At 27.0% G+C, this 20,925-nt stretch carries 20 protein-coding genes; 13 read left to right on the top strand and 7 right to left on the bottom strand.

The window, feature by feature from the left end; translation table 11 throughout:
- Nucleotides 1-47: 47 nt before the first annotated feature.
- From Bmayo_RS00860 to Bmayo_RS00830, 7 genes are read left to right on the top strand one after another with little or no spacing between them, the layout of a single operon-like run.
- Nucleotides 48-1,040, top strand: a complete 993-nt coding sequence (locus Bmayo_RS00860) for an AAA family ATPase (protein ID WP_075551890.1) — start codon at nt 48-50, stop codon at nt 1,038-1,040.
- A gap of 14 nt (nt 1,041-1,054) precedes the next feature.
- On the top strand, nt 1,055-1,927 hold the full coding sequence (locus Bmayo_RS00855; protein WP_075551889.1) for a DUF58 domain-containing protein: 873 nt from the start codon (nt 1,055-1,057) through the stop codon (nt 1,925-1,927).
- A gap of 6 nt (nt 1,928-1,933) precedes the next feature.
- The gene (locus Bmayo_RS00850; RefSeq protein ID WP_075551888.1) at nt 1,934-2,839 is read left to right on the top strand and encodes a hypothetical protein; all 906 of its coding nucleotides are present in this window, start codon (nt 1,934-1,936) and stop codon (nt 2,837-2,839) included.
- Nucleotides 2,826-3,827 carry a vWA domain-containing protein gene (locus tag Bmayo_RS00845; RefSeq protein WP_075551887.1) on the top strand — a complete coding sequence of 334 codons (1,002 nt, stop codon included), beginning with the start codon at nt 2,826-2,828 and terminating at the stop codon, nt 3,825-3,827. The genes Bmayo_RS00850 and Bmayo_RS00845 overlap by 14 nt, the downstream gene beginning before the upstream one ends.
- The gene (locus Bmayo_RS00840; protein WP_075552488.1) at nt 3,824-4,810 is read left to right on the top strand and encodes a vWA domain-containing protein; all 987 of its coding nucleotides are present in this window, start codon (nt 3,824-3,826) and stop codon (nt 4,808-4,810) included. The genes Bmayo_RS00845 and Bmayo_RS00840 overlap by 4 nt, the downstream gene beginning before the upstream one ends.
- Nucleotides 4,792-5,379, top strand: coding sequence for a tetratricopeptide repeat protein (locus tag Bmayo_RS00835; RefSeq protein WP_075551886.1), 588 nt, complete (start codon nt 4,792-4,794; stop codon nt 5,377-5,379). Before Bmayo_RS00840 ends, Bmayo_RS00835 begins: the two co-directional genes overlap by 19 nt.
- Nucleotides 5,373-7,379, top strand: coding sequence for an SH3 domain-containing protein (locus Bmayo_RS00830; RefSeq protein WP_075551885.1), 2,007 nt, complete (start codon nt 5,373-5,375; stop codon nt 7,377-7,379). The genes Bmayo_RS00835 and Bmayo_RS00830 overlap by 7 nt, the downstream gene beginning before the upstream one ends.
- A 47-nt stretch (nt 7,380-7,426) precedes the next feature.
- On the opposite strand, the gene infA is transcribed toward Bmayo_RS00830, so the two are convergent.
- The gene (infA, locus tag Bmayo_RS00825) at nt 7,427-7,648 is read right to left on the bottom strand and encodes a translation initiation factor IF-1 (protein WP_006433515.1); all 222 of its coding nucleotides are present in this window, start codon (nt 7,646-7,648) and stop codon (nt 7,427-7,429) included.
- 165 nt (nt 7,649-7,813) lie between these two features.
- On the opposite strand from infA, the gene Bmayo_RS00820 reads away from it, so the two are divergent.
- Entirely contained in the window at nt 7,814-8,191 is a 378-nt protein-coding gene (locus tag Bmayo_RS00820) for a TraR/DksA family transcriptional regulator (protein WP_075551883.1), read from the top strand.
- An 11-nt stretch (nt 8,192-8,202) separates the two neighbouring features.
- Here the strand turns inward: Bmayo_RS00820 and Bmayo_RS00815 are convergent, their stop codons facing one another.
- Nucleotides 8,203-9,372, bottom strand: coding sequence for an OmpA family protein (locus tag Bmayo_RS00815; RefSeq protein WP_075551882.1), 1,170 nt, complete (start codon nt 9,370-9,372; stop codon nt 8,203-8,205).
- A gap of 140 nt (nt 9,373-9,512) precedes the next feature.
- Here Bmayo_RS00815 and malQ point away from each other — a divergent pair, with 140 nt between their 5' ends.
- From malQ to Bmayo_RS00795, 4 genes are all read left to right on the top strand, one after another.
- Nucleotides 9,513-11,033 carry a 4-alpha-glucanotransferase gene (malQ, locus tag Bmayo_RS00810; RefSeq protein ID WP_075551881.1) on the top strand — a complete coding sequence of 507 codons (1,521 nt, stop codon included), beginning with the start codon at nt 9,513-9,515 and terminating at the stop codon, nt 11,031-11,033.
- Between the two features lie 119 nt (nt 11,034-11,152).
- Nucleotides 11,153-12,997, top strand: a complete 1,845-nt coding sequence (locus tag Bmayo_RS00805) for a putative glycoside hydrolase (protein WP_075551880.1) — start codon at nt 11,153-11,155, stop codon at nt 12,995-12,997.
- A gap of 28 nt (nt 12,998-13,025) precedes the next feature.
- Complete coding sequence (locus Bmayo_RS00800) at nt 13,026-14,012, top strand: calcium/sodium antiporter (RefSeq protein WP_075551879.1); 987 nt, start codon at nt 13,026-13,028, stop codon at nt 14,010-14,012.
- A gap of 80 nt (nt 14,013-14,092) precedes the next feature.
- Entirely contained in the window at nt 14,093-15,841 is a 1,749-nt protein-coding gene (locus Bmayo_RS00795; RefSeq protein WP_075551878.1) for a hypothetical protein, read from the top strand.
- A gap of 26 nt (nt 15,842-15,867) precedes the next feature.
- On the opposite strand, the gene Bmayo_RS06985 is transcribed toward Bmayo_RS00795, so the two are convergent.
- On the bottom strand, nt 15,868-16,035 hold the full coding sequence (locus Bmayo_RS06985) for a hypothetical protein (protein ID WP_145924574.1): 168 nt from the start codon (nt 16,033-16,035) through the stop codon (nt 15,868-15,870).
- Between the two features lie 74 nt (nt 16,036-16,109).
- Between Bmayo_RS06985 and Bmayo_RS00790 the strand changes: the two genes are divergently transcribed.
- Complete coding sequence (locus Bmayo_RS00790; RefSeq protein ID WP_075551877.1) at nt 16,110-17,711, top strand: hypothetical protein; 1,602 nt, start codon at nt 16,110-16,112, stop codon at nt 17,709-17,711.
- Here Bmayo_RS00790 and alr read toward each other — a convergent pair.
- The 4 genes from alr to Bmayo_RS00770 form a co-directional block, all read right to left on the bottom strand.
- Nucleotides 17,703-18,821 (bottom strand): alanine racemase, encoded by a 1,119-nt coding sequence (gene alr, locus Bmayo_RS00785; protein WP_145924573.1) that lies wholly within the window; start codon nt 18,819-18,821, stop codon nt 17,703-17,705. The two genes, Bmayo_RS00790 and alr, sit on opposite strands and share 9 nt — an antisense overlap.
- Before the next feature lie 47 nt (nt 18,822-18,868).
- Nucleotides 18,869-19,543, bottom strand: coding sequence for a S2/P23 family protein (locus Bmayo_RS00780; protein WP_075551875.1), 675 nt, complete (start codon nt 19,541-19,543; stop codon nt 18,869-18,871).
- 21 nt (nt 19,544-19,564) lie between these two features.
- Nucleotides 19,565-20,350, bottom strand: a complete 786-nt coding sequence (locus tag Bmayo_RS00775) for a S2/P23 family protein (protein WP_075551874.1) — start codon at nt 20,348-20,350, stop codon at nt 19,565-19,567.
- A 156-nt stretch (nt 20,351-20,506) separates the two neighbouring features.
- Entirely contained in the window at nt 20,507-20,923 is a 417-nt protein-coding gene (locus Bmayo_RS00770) for a hypothetical protein (RefSeq protein ID WP_075551873.1), read from the bottom strand.
- Nucleotides 20,924-20,925: the final 2 nt, after the last annotated feature.

Below are 20,925 nucleotides of genomic sequence, written 5' to 3'. Positions count from 1 at the left end.
CGTTTAAGTGCAATTTATATTTTAGAGTGATTTTGACTAGGAGTATTATGAAGAGTAGTTTTCAAATAGATTCAGAAGTAGAGAATGCGTTACATTTGATAAATAAATTTAGAAGAGAAGTTGCAAGCAGAGTTCTTGGTCAAAAAGAAATGATAGATGCTATTTTAATGGGTCTTTTAACAGATGGGCATGTTTTGCTTGAAGGAGTTCCAGGCCTTGCCAAGACTCTTGCAATTCAAACTGTATCTGATGTTCTTGATCTTGAGTTCAAGCGCATACAGTTTACCCCAGATCTTTTACCATCTGATCTTACTGGTAATATGGTTTATAAAAGTGCTACAAGCACTTTTAAGGTTAGAAAAGGTCCAGTATTTTCAAATGTTATTTTAGCAGATGAAATTAATAGGGCTCCTGCAAAAGTTCAGTCGGCTCTTCTAGAGGCTATGGGAGAAAGACAAGTAACTCTTGGAGACGAAACCCATAGACTTCCGGATCCGTTTTTTGTTCTTGCTACTCAAAATCCAATAGAGCAAGAGGGGACTTATAATTTGCCAGAATCTCAACTTGATAGATTTTTATTAAAAGTTAATGTTCATTATCCATCAGTGCAAGATGAAGTAAGACTTTTGAAAATATTTTCAGTAGATGGACGTCTTGAAAATATTAAAGTTGCAAAGGTGATGAATGCTTATTCGTTAGCTGATATTAAGAGAACGGTTGGTAGAGTAAAAGTTGATGACAAAATAATGCTTTATATTGTTACTTTAATCTCAGCATCTCGCGAGAGAGATAAGAAAACTTATCCGTTTGCCAAATATATTGAATTTGGCGCATCTCCTAGGGCTTCTCTTAGTTTATTAAAATGTGCTCGTGTTAATGCTCTTTATGAGGGGCGAATATTTGTTCTGCCAGAAGATGTCAAAGCTGTTGCTTACAGTGTGTTAAGGCATAGAATTACACCATCTTATGAGGCAGAGGTAGAGGAAATGAGCATTGATGATATTATTAGAATGCTTCTTTCTGCTGTAGCGCTTCCTTAGGAAATAATTTTGAAATGATACAAGATAATGAGATAAGTAGCAGTACTAAAACTAGGATAAAAGCTTTAAAGTTCTTTTCAAGGAAAATGCTTTCAGAGCTTAATTTTGGTGGTTATCGTTCAATTTTTAAAGGTCTTGGTCTTGAATTTCATGAATTTAGGCCGTATGAGGATTCTGATGACGCTAGATTTATTGATTGGAATGTGAGCTCAAAAGCCGATAGCATTTTTTCAAAGGTTTTCAAAGAAGATAGGGGGATGAATCTTCATCTTCTTGTTGATAATTCGCTTTCTATGAGCTTGGGAGACAAGGTAAATAAAAAGGATGTTCAGGATTTGTTGGTTTCTATTTTTGCACATATGGCATTTTTTAATAATGATAAAATAGGCGTTACCTTTTTTTCAAGTGGAACAGACAAGTTTATACCCTCTAGCAAGGGTCATTCACACTTGGGATTGATATTAAGTGAAACGATTAATAGAAATCTTAAGCCAGGTAGCAGCTTGGCTTATATTTTTAAAAATACGGCAGAATATTATAAAAAAAGATCTTTAGTTATAATTATTTCTGATTTTAAGGCGAATGCTTATTTTAAATCTTTAAATGTTTTAAGCAAGAGACATAATGTTATTGCTATAAGAATTTCAGATTTTTTTGATGAAAATTTTCCTAAAATTGGGACTTTGATTTGTGAAGATATTGAAACTGGGGAAAATTTTTTAGTTTCAGGGTTTAGTAAGCCAACATTAAATGATTATAAAAACTATTGGACGCTTGATAAAATAAAATGGAAAAAAGAATGTATTAAAAAAAATATTAGTTTTATTGAGATTGATACTAAAGAAGATGTTTTTAAAAAACTTAAAATTCTTCTTAAAAAAGGATAATAGATTTTGAAGAGAGTTATTTCAAATCTTTTTCTTTTTTTAACCTTATCTTTGCATTCTTATGAAATAAAAAATGAAATATTTATGCCGACTCGTTATTATGTAGGTGATTCTGTTGATTTTAAAGTTTCATTAATCTTAAATGATGGTGAAGAGTTTTTTCCTGTAGATTTTAAAGATATTAATATTAAAGATGAATTTGTTGAAGTAAATTCAATTAGTTTTAATGACACAACAAATGAAATAATAGTTAATTTTGTTTCTTTTTATATTGGAAGTAGCTCTCTTCCTTCTATTTATATTGGGGATGTAATTAGTAATGGCAAGAAAAACAAGGTTATTCTAGAGAATATAAAAATCAATACAGATAAACTAGTATCTAATGATTCTGATTTTAAAATTAAAAATATAGAAGGCGTTTTATTTATTCCTGGAACAAACACCTATTTCTTTTTATTTATTCTTGTTTTGTTTTTGATTCCTTATTTGATTGTTAAGCTTTTAAAGCTTTTAAATCGGCTTTTGATTTACTTGATAGTTAAGCACGGACTTAGAAAGCCTTATAAAGTATTGCAAAGGCAGTTTACTATTTTATCTAAGTATGTTAGAGAAGGTGGAGATCAAAGTACATTTTATAATTTAATAAATTCTTCTTTAAGAGTTTATTTATCTAAAAAAACAGGTTTTGATTTTAATGCGATTACTACAACAGAAATTTCTATAATTTTGCAAGATCTTAAGGTTCCTTACGAGATTCGTTCAACTTTTATCAATACGTTAAGGCTTTCTGATTTTAGCAAATTTAGTGGTGTTGATTTAGTATTCGATAGCTTGTCTTTTGTTTTAGAGGATTTAAGAACCGCAGCATCGAATTTTGAAGAATTTAATAGGAGCGCCAATGTTAACATTTAATGAGCCTTTATATTTGTTTTTATTAATAATTTTTCCTTTAATAATTTATTTTAATCATTTTTTTAAAAATAGAGGGGGCAAGATAAAGTTTCCAATATCACTTTACGGCAATTTCAACTCTTTAAAACTTAAGGATTATAGATTAAATTTGATGTATTTTTTTACTTATTCTTTTTTATATTTAGCTGCAATGGTTATGGTGTTTGCTTTAGCAGGTCCTTCAGTTTCAAAAAAGAAGATGATACATCTTAGCGCTGGTGCTGACATTGTTATTGTTCTTGACATATCGCCTAGTATGGGGGCTGTTGAGTTTTCTTCTAAGAATAGACTTGAGTTTTCAAAAGAATTGATTAGAAGTTTTATTTCTCAACGTGAAAATGATAATATTGGTTTGGTAGCTTTTGCAAAAGATGCTTCAATAGTAGTGCCTATAACAACAGATAGAGAATTTTTTAATAAAAAGTTAGATGATATTTATATTATGGATCTTGGCAATGGTTCTGCTTTGGGGTTAGGTATTTCTATTGCGCTATCTCATTTAAAGTATTCTGAAGCTCTTAAAAGATCAATAGTGGTTTTAACAGATGGGGTTGTTAATTCAGATGAGATTTATAAAGATCAAGTGATCAATCTTGCTCAAGGTTTAAATGTTAAGATTTATTCTATTGGTATTGGAAGTTCTGAGGAATTTAGTGCTGAGTTTAAATTAAGATCTGGAAAATTTTATCAAGGAAGTCTTAAAGAGGTTTATGATCCTAGTATGCTTGTTGAGATTTCAAATAAAACGGGGGGGCTTTTTTATTCGGTTAATGATGATTTTTCTTTTCAATTTGCAATTCAAGATTTTTCAAAAAAGGAAAATTTGGAGAGAAAAATTAAAATAGCTGTTGACAATAAAGATATTTATAAAGAATTTTTAGTTTTAGCGCTTTGCTTATTGCTTATTTATTTTATTTTTTCAAAAATTTTCTTAAAAGAGATACTATGAGTATAAATAATTATAGTGCTTTATACTTTTTTTTAATTTTATTGTTTATTTTTTTTGTATGTGTGCTTGATTTTAGACGAAATATTCCGTTTTTTAAAACCTTAAGCTTTATGTATGCAGACAATTCCTATATTCAAAATTATTACATTAAAAAAGTTCTCATGACAATGTTTTTTATTTTGAGCTTGATTTTTTTAATTTTATCCATTTTGGATATTTCTTGGGGACAAAAAGCTGTTGAGGATGAAAGAAGTAAATTAAGAATTTCTTTTATTTTTGATATTTCTCTTAGCATGTTAAGTGTGGATGAAGGTAAAATTATTAATAGGCTTGAGAGTGCTAAAAATATGATTAGTTTAATTTTAAGTAATTTTGAGAATGCAGAATATTCTCTTACTATTTTTAAAGGAAAGTCTGTATTGGTTTTACCTTTTTCTAAGGATAAAAACAGTTTAAACAAGATGTTAAATTATATAGAGCCTGATTTAATAAGCTCCCCGGGGAGTTTTTTAGGAGATGCTGTTTTTAGTGTAATCTCTAGTGTTAAGGATGACTCTTATTATAATTTTTTAGTTATTTTAACAGATGGCGATGACTGGGGAGAAAATAATTATTATAGGTTTTCTAAATTTGTCAATAATTTAAAGTTGGAAAGTTTTGTGGTTGGGATTGGAGGGAGTAATCCCGTTTTATTTAATCAAAATTCAAGCATTAAAGATAAAAATGGGAATCTTGTTAAAACGGGGATAAATGAAGAAAATTTACTTCTTCTTGCCTCTTCTCTTAAAGGATCATATTATAATTTGTATTTAAAAGGGATTAACTTTGTTGTCAATGATATAAGAAATGGTATAATAAGAAGAACGTCAAACGATATTATACTTGTTGATGTATCAAGATATAAAATTTTTTTGGTTATTTCGTTGTTGTTTATTTTTATGTATTTATTTGTCAGGATGATAAAGTGGGACGAAACTTTTTAGTAGTTTTATATTCTTGCTTTTTGTGGTTAGGTTTTTTGTCTTGTTCAAATGTCAAGTCCATGTCTTTAATGGCTATTGGCAATTACGAATATGTTAGAGGAAATTATCAAAATGCAATTTCAAATTATTATAATCTTGTAGAGGATAAAAAATATTCTGCTTGGGGATATTACAATCTTGGTGTTGTATATTATTCTTTAGGTGAGTATGAAAGTTCTCTTAGAATATTCTCTTATGCAAAGAAGACCAATGATATTTTTTTAAATTTTAATGTCAATTATAACGAGGGGATAATATACTATAATCAAGGACTTTATCATAAAGCTGAAATGGCTTTTAAGGAAGCTTTAAAGATTAATCCTAGCAGTTATAATGCTAAATATAATCTTGAACTTGCAATAATAAAAAAACGAACGGTGCGTGATAGTTTGAATTCTTTAAGTGTAGAAAAAAGTAAAAATTTTGTTGAAAGCAATGAAAATTTTTTAAGGTATATTGAAAATCTTGAGAGGGTTGTATGGTTGAGAAAAATAGACGAGGATCTAGTTGCTCCAAAAGAAGATTGGTAATATTTTTTATTTATTTTTTTTCAATCGCAAGACTTTATTCGCTTACGGGTATTGATTTTGTTAAGAATGTTAAAGTTTTAAAGGGCGACAAATTTATTCAGATCGTAAGGCTTAACAATCCTTTGCAAGATATTGACGCAAGTTTGCTAAAAGTTGAAATAAATAAAGAAATTCAATCCAATTCCAATGTTTTATCAATATCTAGAACAACAGATAATAATAACTTTTCTTTTGTTGAGATCAAAGTTGAATATCTTTTTGAGAGCCTAGGATTTATTAAGATTCCTCCATTAAAAGTAATTTATAAGGGTGATTTTTATCTATCTTCGGAAGTTGAAGTTAGTGTGCTAAGGGCTGATGAAATAAATTCTTTTGGTTTACCAGTTGATTTATATTGGGATCTTGATAAAAGAGAAGTTTATGAATATCAAAGTATTGGGCTTGTTTTGCGCTCAAATTGGCTTTCAGATAGTAATTCTAATGAAATGTCTGGATTTTTGCCTGCTATTAAGGATGCAATGGTTGAAAAGATGCCTATATTTGGGGATATTAAATATAGAACTTTTCATAATAAAGAAATTTTAGATATGCCTTTTTATAACTTTGTGTTAACTCCTCTTAAGGGTTCAAAAAATGTTTTGATTCCTAGTTTTTCTTTTAATATTGATTCTGGCCTTGTTAGGAATGCTCCTGAGCTTTTATTAAAGGTTAAACCAATTCCTGAAGAGGTTAAATCTTTAGCAGTGGGAACTTTTAGAATTGATTATGAGGCTCCAACTTATTCTACAATTGAGCAAGATATATTTACTATTTTAATAAAAATTACAGGTCAAGGGAATTTTCCACATTTTTACTTTCCAGAGATTGAAACTTACAATTCTAAAATTCTTAATAAAAAGAAGAATTATAGTTTTAAGCCTTCTAAAAGTGGATACAAGGGCAGTATTTCTCAAATTTATACAGTTAAGCCTGACACTAAAGGCAGTGTATTTTTGAATATTGGTGATTTTAATTATTTAAATCCCGATAATGATACAGTTTATACCCTTAAAGGGAAAAAATTGAAGTACGAATATTCAGGAGAGTTTAACAATATAAACAGAGTACAAAATAATGTAGATTCTGATTTTAAACTGTTATCTTATGCTGATATTTTGAATTACAAAAATAAAACTTTTTTGTTTTTTGTTTCATACTATTATTTACTTTTGATTCCAGGATTTTTATTATCTTTAGTTATTTTAATTAACTATAAAAAATTTTTTGCAGCATCAAGTTTTGGGCTGGTTATTTTAATATTAGCTGTTGGCATTAGTTTAAATGCTGTAAATGATGGTTTATTGTCGGAAAAAAATATAAATGATTTAATTGAAAACTATAATACTAAAAATTATGATGCTGCACTTATTAAGATTGATAATATTCTTAAAAAATATCCAAATTATTCAGGACTTTGGTTAAATAGAGCTCTTGTTTTAAGTAAAATGGACAGAGATTTTGATGCTATTTATTCAGCTTATAAGGCCTTTTTGGCTTCTCCAAATAATGAAACCTCTTATAAGGTTATTGATTTAATTGAAGCTAAAAATGGAGTTACAGATAATATTCGTAACAATAGTTTTATTTTTTCCAACATTTTTTTTATTATTAGCTTATTTTTGATAAATTTTTTAGTCGTATCTATTTCTTATAGATTTTTGGCAAAAAATTTGAAAAAAATAATTATATTTTTACTTTTTTCTTCAGTTTGTTTTACTATATTTGAAACATATTATTTTTATTCTGAGCAACAATCTGAGGTAGGAATAATTAAGGGTGATTTAGTCTCTCTTTATAAAGTTCCTGACAACTTTTCAAGGAGTTGGAGATTTTTAAAAGGAAATGCAAGTGTTTATATTCTTGACAGCAAAGACGATTTTGTTCTTATTGAAACAAGTTATGGACTTCAAGGTTGGATTCATAAGAATTTTATTGTGTCCTTAAAAGATAATTTGATCTAAAAGATCAATATTTACAACACTTGAAAGTTTTTTAGGGGGGGTTAATTTTATTTTTCCCTGTATACTATTCTACCTTTTGTAAGATCATAAGGAGATAGTTCAACTTTTACTTTATCACCAGGAACTATTTTTATGAAATGTTTTCGCATCTTGCCAGATAAATGGGCAAGTACAATATGTTTGTTTTTAAGCTCTACTCTAAACATGGTATTTGGAAGGGATTCTTTTACAACTCCTTCGGTTTCAATAGCTTCTTCTTTAATATTCAAGACAACCTCCATAATTTTCTCTAATAGGATAAATTTTACATGATTAAACATATCATTTCAATTATTCTTTTTAAGAATAAAAGCATTATTTTTTGTTTACATTATAAGAAATTGTTTATATAATTACACGAAGTTTTTTAAAAATGTAATTTATAGGGAGGTATCATGCAAAAAGCTATTTCTGAGCATGAGTTTATCGAAGAGATAAAAAAATTTCTTTCGGCTGAAAAAAGAGAGATATTAGATTCTATTAAGTCTGTAGAAAATAGCAAAAAGGAAATAATTAATAATGACATGTATCCAAAGGATGTTGTAGATATTGCTTTTGATAATATGGATGGAAATAATCTTGAAGCATTAGGTTTTGTTGAAAAGAGAAAGTTGAATTTAATAAATCAAGCTCTTTATAGAATTTCTCAAAATTCTTATGGTAAGTGCTTGGCTTGTGAAAAAGAGATTGCTAGAGAGAGGCTTTTAGCAATTCCTTATGCTTTTTTATGTATTAGTTGTCAGACAAAAAAAGAAAAAAAGAAAAAAAGATGATACATCTTAAGCTAGTTATTTAATATTGTAATTTCTACTCGCCTATTTTTAGCCTTTAATGGGGAAGATTTAGGATATTTTGGTTTTTGAGATCCCCATCCTTTAAATAGTATTTGGTCTTTGTCTTTTACTTTCATTTTTATTAAATAATTTCCAATTGCACGAGCTCTTTTTTCAGAGAGCTCGTGCATCTCTTCTTCTAATCCAAATTGTTCAGTATGCCCTTCTATTAATATGTTATTTTTTTTAAATTTTTCAAGAAGTTTAGCTATAAGGTCAAGTTTTTTATATTCTTTTTGTAGTATTTGGAATGAGTTAGGATAAAATTCAATGTCAAAGCTTAAATTAATGCCTTTATTATTTTTTTCAACTTCAATAGCTTTTATTTTTTTTTCCTGAATGTAATTTTCAACTTCATTTTCAATAAGATTATCATTCGGAAGTTCAATTGAAACTATTCTTCCAATAGAATTCCCAATCATTTTAAAATGTTGGTTGTTGTTTTGATTTATTTCAAATATATATTTATCGCTATATTTATATGTATTGCCGATTTCATTATCAAAATAAATTTTTTGGTCTACTTTTTGATAGAAAGAGATGTTTTTTACATTATATTGTGATTCATAATTCGAAAGAATTATGTGATAATGCTTGTCATTGTATTCTTCTTTGCCTTTATATTCGTAGTTAACATTAAATTTTACAACGAAATCTTTTATGCTTTTATCTATTTTTGATGCTTCTATATATTCTTCTGCAGGATATGTCCATTTTTCATTTATTTTGATTGGTGTTTTTGGAAATCTTGGAATGCCTCTAACAGAGGGTCTTTTTTGATTTGCTCCTATTACATATTCTCCTTGCTTATTTACGATGAAGGTTTCTTCAAATTCTTCATCTAATAGGTAAGGTTCATTAATATTTTCTCTTTTTAAGATTCTAAAAAAAGCTTTAATGTTTGCAAATTTTTCTTTTATGTCTTTTATTTCACTTGAAATCTGAATATTGGTCGTAGAGCTTGAATTATAATGGCCGTTTAAATATATTTTTTGATTATCTATACCTTCTAATCTAAACTTTGAGCCTTTGATGTATTTGAATTCAAAGATCTCAGAAGAAAAAGCCAAGCTTTGGACTAAAAATAATAGCAACAATAGTGTAGTCAACTTGGTACTCATTAATAGATTTTATCATAAAAGTATTTAATTTCTAAATTTTTTTTAAAATTGCTATTTGATATGTTGTTCTGATTTGATATTGATTATAATTTATAATACAGTAAGAAATTATTTAAATTATTAATTAATAGAGGTTTTATATGAAATATGAAAAAATAAGAATTAATTTAAATTTAAAAAGAAAAAGCGGTATTTTGCTTAACATAAGTTCTTTGCCATCTAAATATGGCATTGGAGATTTGGGCAAAGGGGCTTATAAATTTATAGATTTTTTATTTGCATCTTCTCAAAGTTATTGGCAAATGTTTGCTTATTCTCCTATTGATTTTACAAGATCCCCTCCCTATTCAATTTTTTCAGCCTTTGCTGGTAATGTTTATTATATTGATTTAGAGGCAATTGATAAATTTATAGATTCGGATTTGAGTCTTTTAAAGGGAAATGAAACTAGATATTCTGATTTAAAAAAATTGAGCTTTAAAGATAAATTTCTTAAAGAAGCTGCTTTAAATTTTATTAGTAGAGCTTCGGTTGATGAGGTTAGAAGCTTTGAAAAATTTAAAAAAAACTCTTCTTATTGGCTTTTAGATTTTGCAAGTTTTGTTGTATTTAAAGAATATTTTTTTAAAGAGTCAAAGGATGCTTTTAATGTTCTTTTTGATAGAGGAATTCTTAAAAGAAATGAAAAAGATTTGTTTAAATTGAGAAATCTTCTTTCAAAAGAGATTAAAGTGCAAGAGGTATTGCAGTATTTCTTTTTTTCACAGTTTCAAGCTTTAAAGCGCTATGCAAATGATAAGGGGATTGAGTTAGTTATTAATATGCCTCTTTTTATAGCTTATGATTCTGCTGATGTTTGGGCACATCAAAAATATTTTAAGCTGAGATTTGATGCAAGCAAAGATAAGGTTGCAGGAATTTCTCCAGATTATTTTTTAGAACAAGAGCAAGCTTGGGATAGTCCAGCTTATAGCTGGAATGTTTTAAAGAAATTTAAGTATGAATGGTGGGCCAAAAGGATTGGGATTTTAAGAAAGTGTGCAGATATAATTAAAATTGATCATTTCAGGGGTTTTGTTTCTACTTGGGAAGTTAGTGCCGGTGAGACTTATGCTCTTAATGGGTTGTGGGTAAAGTCACCAGGACGGGATTTTTTCAATTTTATTTTAAATGAAATTAAAGATTTAAAAATTTGGGTTGAAGATTTTGAAAATGATCTTGAAGATGTTTCAAGACTAAGAGATTTTTTTAATTTTCCAGGAATGAAAATGATGAAGCTTGCCTTTGATTTTGATTCAGACAATCAGAACCTTCCTCATAATTATATCAAAAATTGTATAGTTTATACAGGAATTACTGATAATGATACAATACGAGGATTTGTTGACTCTTTAGATGATTTGCATAAAAAGTACATTTTTGATTATTTAAATACAAATGAAAATTTTGTTGTTTGGGACATGATAAGAAGTGCTATGAATAGCGTTTCTAACAATGTAATAGTGCCAATGCAAGATTATATTAATTTAAGAGATGAATTTAGAGTAAATATTCCAAAAAGTACTCTAGATAATTGTATTTTTAGATTATTAGAAAGTGATTTAGATACTGCTTTGAGTAAAAATATAAGTTTTATTACAAGGCTTTATGGCAGGGCTTAAGATTTTTAAGAGCAAATTTGTTACAATATTTTAATATTTTTGAATTTAATTGAGATTCAATTGGTTAAATAAAGATCATTGTTATTTAATATTTTTTGATTTGCAAGTATCATGTATTAATGTATATGAAGATTTTTATCTATTGGATAGTTATTTTCTTCTTTTTTGTTTTTAAAGTTTTTACTATATATTCATTAATTGATGAAGAATTTTTTAAAAAATATAGTTTATTTTTTGTTCATAAAGGATTTTTGAGTAAAAATGTTAATGGGAAAATAACCAAAGTTCAAGTTAATGGGATAGATTCTAGGTGGGTTTATCCTTTTCATAAACTTATTCCTAGTCGAATTACTTCTATTTATGAAGATGTTTATTCTTCAAATTCCTTTTTGACTACAAGTAACAATCTTTACGTTTCTTATGATTATTCAAAAAATTTTAAAAAATTAGTGGGAATTGACAAATTTAACAGTAGTGCGTATATTACATCGAGCGCCTTTTCTCAAGGAGAGTATAAACGCATTGCTATTGGAACTGCGATTCATGGCATTTATCTTAGTGTTAATGGAGCTGTTAGTTTTAAAAATTTAAATCGTTTAATTCCACAGATTTATTTAGGCGCAGGATATTATGACATTATTAGCGCTATTGAATTTTCAAAAGAAGAGACAAATAATTTATATTTTTCTTCTGGAGTTTATGGAGATATTTTTTTAATTAGTCAGAAAAGTGGATTTATTAAAAAAATTTCTTTTCCTTTTAAAAAGCAAATAATACGTATTTTAGACTTATCTAGCAAGAATGTAGAAAAAATTTTAGTTAGAACATATGATAATCATTTTTATTCTTATTTTAATGGGCAATGGGTATTTATTGGAAAATTATCTTTACAGGATCAAGATTTTTTTGAAAAATCACAAAGGATGCAGCTTGCTAAAAATAAGGGGTCTATTTATTTAACAGCATATACATTGCGTAATAAGAGAGCAGTTGATGAAAGATTTAAATTTATTAAAGATTCGGGTATGAATGCCGTTGTAATTGATTTTAAAGATGATAATGGTAATTTGACTTATTCTAGCAAGCTTTCTTTGCCCAATAAGTTGAGATCTGTTAAAAACTTTATTGATGTTTCTTATATTGTTAAAAAAGCCAAAGAGCTTGGAATTTATGTTATTGCTAGATGTGTTGTATTTAAAGATGCAAAATTGTATTATCATGATAATTTTAAGCACGCTCTTTGGAATAAAAAGACCAATAAACCCTGGGCTTATTTTATTGAAAAAGTTGATTCTAGTGGTCTTATGAAATATGTGCAAGTAGAGCATTGGGTAGATATTTTTTCTCCTGCTACTTGGGAGTATAATATTTCTATTGCAAAAGAAATACAATCTTTTGGAGTTGACGAGATACAATTTGATTATATCAGATTTCCATCAGATGGGCCTGTATCTCTTGCAGTCTCAAGAATGAATAAGTATGAGATGCAACCCGTTGATGCTCTTGAATCTTTTTTGATTATGGCAAGAGAACATCTTTATGTTCCTATTTCTGTTGATATTTATGGGTACAATGGCTGGTTTCCTACTAACAGTATTGGGCAAAATATTGCAATGTTATCAGATTATGTTGATGTTATATCTCCTATGTTTTATCCTTCGCATTATACTGATGATTTTTTGCCAAGCAATTTTTATTATACAAAAAGAGCTTATAGAATTTATAAAGAGGGAAGCGATAGAGCACTTGCTTTTTCTTTAGATAGGGCTGTCATTAGGCCTTATGTTCAAGCTTTTTTGCTAGGAAAAGAAAGATTTGTGAATGATGAGATTTATTTAAAGTATTTAAAGTTTCAGCTTAAAGGGGTCAAAGAGTCATTTGGTAGTGGCTTTAGTCTTTGGAACGCATCTAATGTTTATTATATGGTTAAAGGCAGTTTAAAAGAATATTTAGATTCTTTTTAAACTGTTGTTTCTTATAAAGGAGATTCATTTGGAACATTTAATTCAATTTTTTTATGTAGGATTTGGGATTTTTTTATTGTATCTTGGTGGTGATTTGCTTTTAAAAAGTTCAGTTGGTATTGCTACTTATTTAAAAGTTCCAACACTTTTAATAGGAGTTACAATAGTGTCTTTTTCAACAAGTGCTCCAGAGCTTTTTACAAGTTTGGTGGCAGCTTTTAAGGGTAAAAATGAAATTGTTGTTTCTAATGTTATTGGCAGCAATATTATTAATATATTGCTTGCTCTACCTTTAGCGGGATTTTTTTTAAAGATTAAGGCAGATTTTAAAAGACTTAAGCTTTCTTTTATGTTTCTGTTTTTATTAATGTTTCTTCTTTTATTGCTTTCATTTGATTTTAGATCTTACTCTTTTTTTGTAACACCTTATAATCGTTTTAGCTCATTTAGTATCTTAATTTTGTTTTTATCCTATCTGTTATTCTTTTATAAAGAAGAAAAAGAGCATGCCAGCTTGGAAAATTCTTTTCAAGAAGGTGCAAGCAATTTAAATCAGAGTTTAAATTTTGTATTTTTTAATTCTTTAAGTTTTTTTATTAGCATGTATTTTCTTTATTTAGGATCGAAATTATTGGTAGATGGGGCTCTTTACATTGCCAACAATGTTTTTAATGTTAGTGAAAAGTTGATTGGAATTATAGTTGTAGCTTTTGGGACAAGTGTTCCTGAGCTTGTTGTATCTCTTTTTGCAATAATTAGAAAAGAATCAGACATTGCATTTGGCAACATTATTGGTAGCAATATTTTTAATATTGGGTTTATTTTAGCTAGTAGTAGTTTTTTCAGACCTATCTTGTTGCAAGATATTTATATTTTAGATTTTAGTATAATGGTATTTATAACTTTAGTTTTATTTTTAGTGGTTAAATTTAAAGGAGTTTTCAGTAGGGGCATTTCTTTAATTTTTTTGCTTTTATATTTTTTATATAATTTAATGTTATTTAACTTTTATTGATTGTTTGATCTTAATTTTGGCTTGTTAATATATTTTTAATGTAATATGTTTTATTATTTAAATGTAATATAAGGAACAATATGAAAAAATTACCAGAAATTTTTTATATGAGTAGCAAAGAATTAGATATTTTGATTTCTCAACTAGGAATATCTTCTGATACCCAAAAATCAATTTTGAAAACGATTTTGTCTTATAAAAAGGAAGCTATAGATTATTCTTCTTTTATAGAAGAGCATTCTGTAAGAATACGAGGTTTAAAAGGGGAGCTTGATTTTTTATTTCGTAAACTTTATGAAGTTAGAAGAGGAATAGTTACTAATAAAATAGCAACAGATGGAGAATTTTTGCCAGATAGCATAATTTTAACCGATGAGGCCAGTTATGATTTTTATTATTATTCTATTGATGATTTATTTTTGAAAACTTATATAGGAATAGAGCTTTTTAGCTCTTTGCTTACTGTTAAGAATATAGAATCTAGTTTGTTGGTTTTTCAGAATGAATTTATAACTATTGCAGATTCAGATATTAACTATAAATTTTTTGAAACAAAATCACAATTAAAAGAAATATTAGTTTGGAAATCATTGATAATTCCATCTAGCAGGGCTTTATATTTTATTGAGTTTGTTAAAAAAATATTTTTTAATATTGCTTCTAATAATGTTGTAAAAGATGTTTTTGTTAGAATAAAAGGATTAAAACTTATTGATTATGAGAGGGTTTTAGAAGAGGGCAAGAATATTATTGGTGCTATTTCCAAGATTCTCTATGGCATAATTGAAATCAAGGATGAAGTTCTTGGTAAGAAAGGAATTACTTTTTCAAAAAATTATTTTGTTTTTTTGGAGTTTCTTAATCTTTTTATTAAAAATGAAAAAGACTTAGAAGAGCTTAAGGCCATAGAAGCTATTAAAATTGATGAATCTTTAAAAGCAATTGAAAAGACTTTAGAGTTTAAAAAAGGTTCAATTGATACAGAAGAGTTTTTTGGGGTTTTAAAAGTTTATTCTGAAGGGCTGAGTGATCCTAAAAATTTTTTGTTAGTTGCTAATATGTATTTTTTTGAATCTAAAATTAATGATATTTTGCCAAAAATATTTCAAGTAAAAGAAAATTTTTATTTGTACAAGCCTTTTGCATATGAGTTTTTTCTAGAAGAATATGAAAAGGTTTTGCAATTTCTTAATAGTGAATTAAGAGCTAGTATATTTAAAATTCTTAGCTTTGGAGATGATCCTTCTTCTATTTTCACAGAAGAAGGCTTAGAAGAGCTTCTTAATAGATTAGTATCTAGATATATTATGAATGAGTATTGCTTAAAAAATAAAGTCAAGTTTCTTGACCTTATTGTTTCTCATTACAGAAGAATTTATAAAACACAAAGTGTTCAAGTTCATCTTAAAGATTTGATTAAAGTTGAAGCAGCTAAATACTTTAAAAATAGTAATGAACTGTTGCCTTTATATAAAATATATAAACTTGACTTGTATTCGCTTTTGAATACTGCTTATAAGGATTTAAGTTTGTTTAAAAGAATTGTTTTGTTTTTGACAGGCAAGCATCAAAGCTATAAAGAAGCTTTGTCTAGATTGGATTTTAGAGCTGGTTTGAATAAAAGTGGAAGCGGCCTTTTTGATTCAAATGAAAGAGTTAAAAGGCAATTGGAAAAAATTAGAAAGCAAAGAGAGGAAATAAAAGAACAGGTTAGAAATTCTTTCCCAAAAAAAGGCGCAGCTTTTAAGCAAGTAACAAATAAGAACTATACAAAACAAGAGCAAGATGAAGCTTGGGTTAAATTTAGTGATAGAATGCAAAAAAAATAGCGTTTACAGGTAAGTGGATTTATTTGTTAAAATAAATCCCTTGGCTTTCTTGCTATATTTTTTGAAGTTTGACATTCTGCATAATGCTTTATTTTTCCATTTTCAAATTTTGATTTCATTATAATTTTCCCTCCCCATCGACTTATTAGTTCTTTTGAACCCGATCTTTGAGCGTTTTTAGAAATTTTAGCCATTTTAAGCTCCTTTTGATAGATTTATTGTATAATAAATCTATCAAAATAGGGTTGATTTATCAAGGAATTTATTCATGTTATTTATAATTTTTTTTATTAGTGCTCCTCTTTTTTCAAAAGAAGTTTATTATAAGTTTGCAGATTATTCTGTTAATTACAGTATAGTAGGCAAATATGAGATTACAAAAGAAGAGTCTGAGGAAGAGTGCGGATATAAATTTACTTATGATCGCAATAATAATCTTATTTTAGTTGATTATATTGGTAAGCTTAGTATTTTAATGCCTTCTTTTTTTAATGCAAACCAAATTAAAATAGAAAGATCCAAGCACAGTGAGAGGCGCATATTTCTAAATAGGGGATTTGCTTTTAAAAATAATAATGGTGTTTACATTGAACATATAGAGTATATGAGTGATGGCAGGATTAAAAATATTTTTAATTATAATAGGTCTAATGAAATGGTTAGGGATAAATATGGTGTTTCTTATTACCATTTTTTATACGATAATGAGAGAGAGTTTAGTGTTTACAGATTTAATGAATCAGGGATTCAAATTAAAGATTTAAATAATGTATATTTTACAAAGATCAGCTATGATCATGACAAATTTGTTAAAACGGTTTTGTATTGCGATGAGAATGGTTATATTGTAAGATCAAAAAATGGTACTTGTGGGTTTAGATTAACCTATGATGCTAATCATAATCTTATTAAAGAGGAATATCTTGATAAATCAGCTCACACTGTTTCAAATCCATTTTCTGTAGCTACTAAAATATATCATTATGATGTTGATGGAAAAGTTATTGAGATTTTAAATTATGATATTAATAACAACTTAACTCCTGATGAAAATAATGTAGCAATTTATCGTTATGAATATTATTTTAAAGAGAAAGATTGTTATTATAAAGAATATAATTATGACAATAATAATAATTTAACAATCAGTCAAAATGGGTATGCCATGAAGAAGACTATTTTTTATATCCAAAATAATGAAAAAAGGATAATAAACTACAGTAATAAGATTAATAAAAACTATAATAGAGATATTCCTACTGTTTATGAGGAAAAGTATGAAATAATGGATAATTTTAAAGGCATTGCTATTTATAGTTATAAATATGATGATAATTTTTATCTAATAGAAAATATTTTTTTTGATAAAAATTTTAATTTAATAGCTGATGTTAAAGGCGTGATGATTTACAGGTACTCTTACGACAAAGAAGGATTTTTGATTGCTCAAGAACATTTTGGCGGGGATTTTGTTAATCCAATAGATGATTTTGAAGGAGTTTCAAAGTATAAATTTAGTTATGATTCTAATGGCAATATGATTTCAAAGAAAAATTATTCTAAGGATGGAGTTTTGGTTGCTGATTTTAATTTTGTTTTTGAATATTTATATGAATATGATAAACAAAATAGGCTTATTTCTCAAAAAAATTTTGGCAGCCTGGGACAATTGCAAGAGGATATTCATGGAGTTAGTGTTTATAAATATGAATACAATAAATTTGGCAAAATATCAAAGCAGTCAAATTATGGTCCGGATTTGAGATTAAGAGATGATGTTGGGGGATTTTCAATTTATAAGTGGATTTATGATTCTAGAGGTAATTTGATAGATTTTCAAAAATTTGATTCTTTGGGCAATTTAATCTAAGTATTTTTTATTCTCATATTTTCCTATATTACATAGTAATTCATAATTACTTCTTTTAGAAAATTTGCTCATTTCATCTATACTTAATTTTTCTGATACAATTTCTACTTTTGAACCTGTTTTAATTTTTAGGTCTTTGGGAATTTCTACTATTGTTAGATTCATGCAAACTTTTCCTTTTATTTTACATTTTTTATTGTTTATTAAAAAATAAAAATCATTACTTATATTTTGAGGTATTCCATCAAAATATCCGATTGGAATAATTCCTATTTTCATATCTTCTTTTGCTTGGAATATGCCTGAATATGAAATTTTTTCACCCTTTTTTATATTTTTGATAAATATTACTTTTGAAAATAAACTTAATACGGGCTTAAAATTTAAAGCAGGTTTTTTGTTTTTTAGCGATGGGTAATAACCGTAAAGAATAAGACCCGGTCTTACCATATTAAATTGTGGACTTAGTTTGTAGTTGATAATGTGTCCTGAATTAGAAATATGGACAAATTTGGGATTAATATTTTTTTGTTTTAGCGTTTCCAAAAAAAATAAGAATTGTTCTATTTGTTTTTGTGTGGTTTTAAAGTTTTCTGTTGATGGGAGATGTGAGCAAACTCCCTCTAGTTCTAGAAATTTTGAATTTTGAATGTATGTGGCTATTTCAAGGGCACCATCTATTTTTATTCCATATCTATTCATTCCAATATCAATTTTTAAGTGGACTTTTATTTTAGTTTTTTGCAATGCACATTCTTTTTCTATTAAAAATAGATATTCAAAATCAGCAACAAATGGTAATAACTCAAGTTTAATCAAATTTTTAATTTCTTTTTTATCCACTTTAATGTACATCAATATTTTTATATTTTTATCAATTTTTTTAAGTGTTTTAGCATCTTCAATGCTAGAGAGTCCAAAATAATTTATTTTTTTTGATTTTAAAAATTTAAAGATATTTATAAGCCCGTGACCATATGCGTCGCCTTTTAAGGTGGCCACTATTTCTTTTTCACCAATTTTATTTTTAATTAAATTTAGGTTATGTTCTAAATTATTTAAATTTATTATTATTGTTTTGTTGCTGCTCATTGTTTTATTATCATATATTTAGCTCTCTTAGAGAAGTAAAAATATTTTTTATATTAATTTTTGGTTTATTCTATAATGGGTATTGGGAACTTTTTTGTTTGGTTTCCTTTAAAATGTAATCTCAAATTTTTTTGGAAATCATTATATATTTTAGGGTTAATTCTAATTTCGTATTTTTTAGTTTCTTTATTTATATTATTTTCTACTGTTATTGCTGCTAAAATATAATACCAGTTATTATTTTTGTAATATTCTGCAATTGTTTTTGAAAGAGATTCAGTTCTTAATGTGCCAAATGAATAAGCATCTTTTGCAAGCTCTTTTTTTGATTGTTGCTTTCCACTAGTAAGACTACTTAGACTATTAATAAAATTGCCTTTATCTGAACTTAAAAATTCTAATTTTGTGATTTTGTATTTTTTTGAAGCTTCGTTTGATAGGTCAAATGAAATAATAGCAGAAGATCCAATTTTTGAAAATACATTTATAAATGAATAACTAATGCCAACAAGTTCTTGTATCAGGTCTCCATTTAAATCTAATAATTCTATGTAGGGCTGGCTAATGGCGACATCAACAGATGCAAGTAAAAAACTTTGTTTTAGTTTTTTAATTTCTGTTTTTATATTTTCTTTTACAATATAATTTTCATTTTCTAAGATATTAATTTCGTTTTTAGAAAAAATATTTTGAGCTAGAGAAAGAATTATCAAGGTTAAAATAAATTTTCTAATGCTCATAAGATGTTTCCTTTTGTGTATTTATATATCTTCAAATAGATCTCCAGCTATGTCTTTTAATATGGAATTTTCTTTTAGCACTTCTTTTAAAAATTCAATAATTAATTTTGAATTAAGAGAAATTTTATAAATTTTAGTTTCTTGGGTAAGTTTGTTTTTAACAGTTAAATCTGCAAGCATATAATTCCAATGACCATTTTGATATGTTAATTTAAAAGCATTTTTAATTTCGTCGCTCATCAATATTCCAAATGGGTATGCAGTAACATATCCTTCTTCTTGTGAATTTTCAATAATTAGAAGGGAATTTTTAAGCTCTAGGTTGGAACCAGCTGTTACAAATTTAATATCTTCGATTTCATATTCTTTGTCTCCATTTTTAGTGGTTTCAAAAAGTATTAATAGTGATGTGTAATAACTATATTCATTATCCATTTTTATAGGAGATAGTATATAAGAATATCCAAATTTGTTTTTAAATTCTGGTATTTCTTTTCCATATTCATCTAAGATTGTCATTGCCCTTGTTTTTATCCAAGTTACGTCATGATTACCATTTATGATTGGCAATTTTTTATTTGAAATTTTGCCTGATATTAAATTTAATTTTTCATCGCTTATTGGCTTGCCAGTACTGCTTTCTTGTTGTGTAGATTGTGAATTTTTTAAATGTAATTTCCCGTCGATTATTGGCTTGCCAGTACTGCTTTCTTGATGTACAGATTGTGGCTTTTTAAAAAAAACGCAACTCAGCATTAACATGGGCAGTATTATTAATTTCAAATGTTTATATGTTCTAAATAACATTATATCTTCTTCCTTTATACCATTTATGGCTTTTATTGGGCCAGTAATTAAAATTTATATTAAATTATAGTAATAATATAGAATGCTTATGTTAAAGTCAAGTTGCTTTTTAGTAGTTTTTTAAAATTGTATCTTTATTTTTAACCTTGCAACATCTTACAATAAAGGTATTTCTGCTGCTAAAAAATGAATTATTCCTATAATTATTGATATAATGCCAATTAGCTGCTGATTGCTCTCAAGCATTGATTTAAATTTTCCATATTTTTTATTATTTTGAACTTCTGTTGGTAATTTTTGTTTTAAAAACAAGATAAATCCAATTAAAAATAAACTTATAGCTGGAATCAAATTTCCAATTATTGGCAATTTGTAGGGCTTGATTATTTCAAGGGCACTGGTTATTAAAAATAATAATCCAAAAATGCTTTTTACCTTTTTGTTATCGTTTATTAAATTTACAAAATCTTCAAAAATTTTAAAAAAACTTATTCTTTCTATTAATATTGGAAATGCAAGTATTATTCCCCCTAAGATGTTAAGCAAAACAGACATGAAGTATATTTGTATCATAT

Source organism: Borreliella mayonii (assembly GCF_001945665.1).
GTDB lineage: Bacteria > Spirochaetota > Spirochaetia > Borreliales > Borreliaceae > Borreliella > Borreliella mayonii.
This window is presented reverse-complemented; position numbering and strand designations above follow the sequence as displayed.

What these genes read in the sequence shown, in the direction of transcription:
- Bmayo_RS00820 (WP_075551883.1), top strand. Translation starts at nt 7,814, where the DNA reads ATGCAAAAAGCTATTTCTGAGCATGAGTTTATCGAAGAGATAAAAAAA.
- malQ (WP_075551881.1), top strand. Translation starts at nt 9,513, where the DNA reads ATGAAATATGAAAAAATAAGAATTAATTTAAATTTAAAAAGAAAAAGC.
- Bmayo_RS00840 (WP_075552488.1), top strand. Translation starts at nt 3,824, where the DNA reads ATGAGTATAAATAATTATAGTGCTTTATACTTTTTTTTAATTTTATTG.
- Bmayo_RS00860 (WP_075551890.1), top strand. Translation starts at nt 48, where the DNA reads ATGAAGAGTAGTTTTCAAATAGATTCAGAAGTAGAGAATGCGTTACAT.
- Bmayo_RS00805 (WP_075551880.1), top strand. Translation starts at nt 11,153, where the DNA reads ATGTATATGAAGATTTTTATCTATTGGATAGTTATTTTCTTCTTTTTT.
- Bmayo_RS00845 (WP_075551887.1), top strand. Translation starts at nt 2,826, where the DNA reads ATGTTAACATTTAATGAGCCTTTATATTTGTTTTTATTAATAATTTTT.
- Bmayo_RS00815 (WP_075551882.1), bottom strand. Translation starts at nt 9,372, where the DNA reads ATGAGTACCAAGTTGACTACACTATTGTTGCTATTATTTTTAGTCCAA.
- Bmayo_RS00770 (WP_075551873.1), bottom strand. Translation starts at nt 20,923, where the DNA reads ATGATACAAATATACTTCATGTCTGTTTTGCTTAACATCTTAGGGGGA.
- Bmayo_RS00775 (WP_075551874.1), bottom strand. Translation starts at nt 20,350, where the DNA reads ATGTTATTTAGAACATATAAACATTTGAAATTAATAATACTGCCCATG.
- Bmayo_RS00795 (WP_075551878.1), top strand. Translation starts at nt 14,093, where the DNA reads ATGAAAAAATTACCAGAAATTTTTTATATGAGTAGCAAAGAATTAGAT.
- Bmayo_RS00780 (WP_075551875.1), bottom strand. Translation starts at nt 19,543, where the DNA reads ATGAGCATTAGAAAATTTATTTTAACCTTGATAATTCTTTCTCTAGCT.
- Bmayo_RS06985 (WP_145924574.1), bottom strand. Translation starts at nt 16,035, where the DNA reads ATGGCTAAAATTTCTAAAAACGCTCAAAGATCGGGTTCAAAAGAACTA.
- Bmayo_RS00855 (WP_075551889.1), top strand. Translation starts at nt 1,055, where the DNA reads ATGATACAAGATAATGAGATAAGTAGCAGTACTAAAACTAGGATAAAA.
- Bmayo_RS00790 (WP_075551877.1), top strand. Translation starts at nt 16,110, where the DNA reads ATGTTATTTATAATTTTTTTTATTAGTGCTCCTCTTTTTTCAAAAGAA.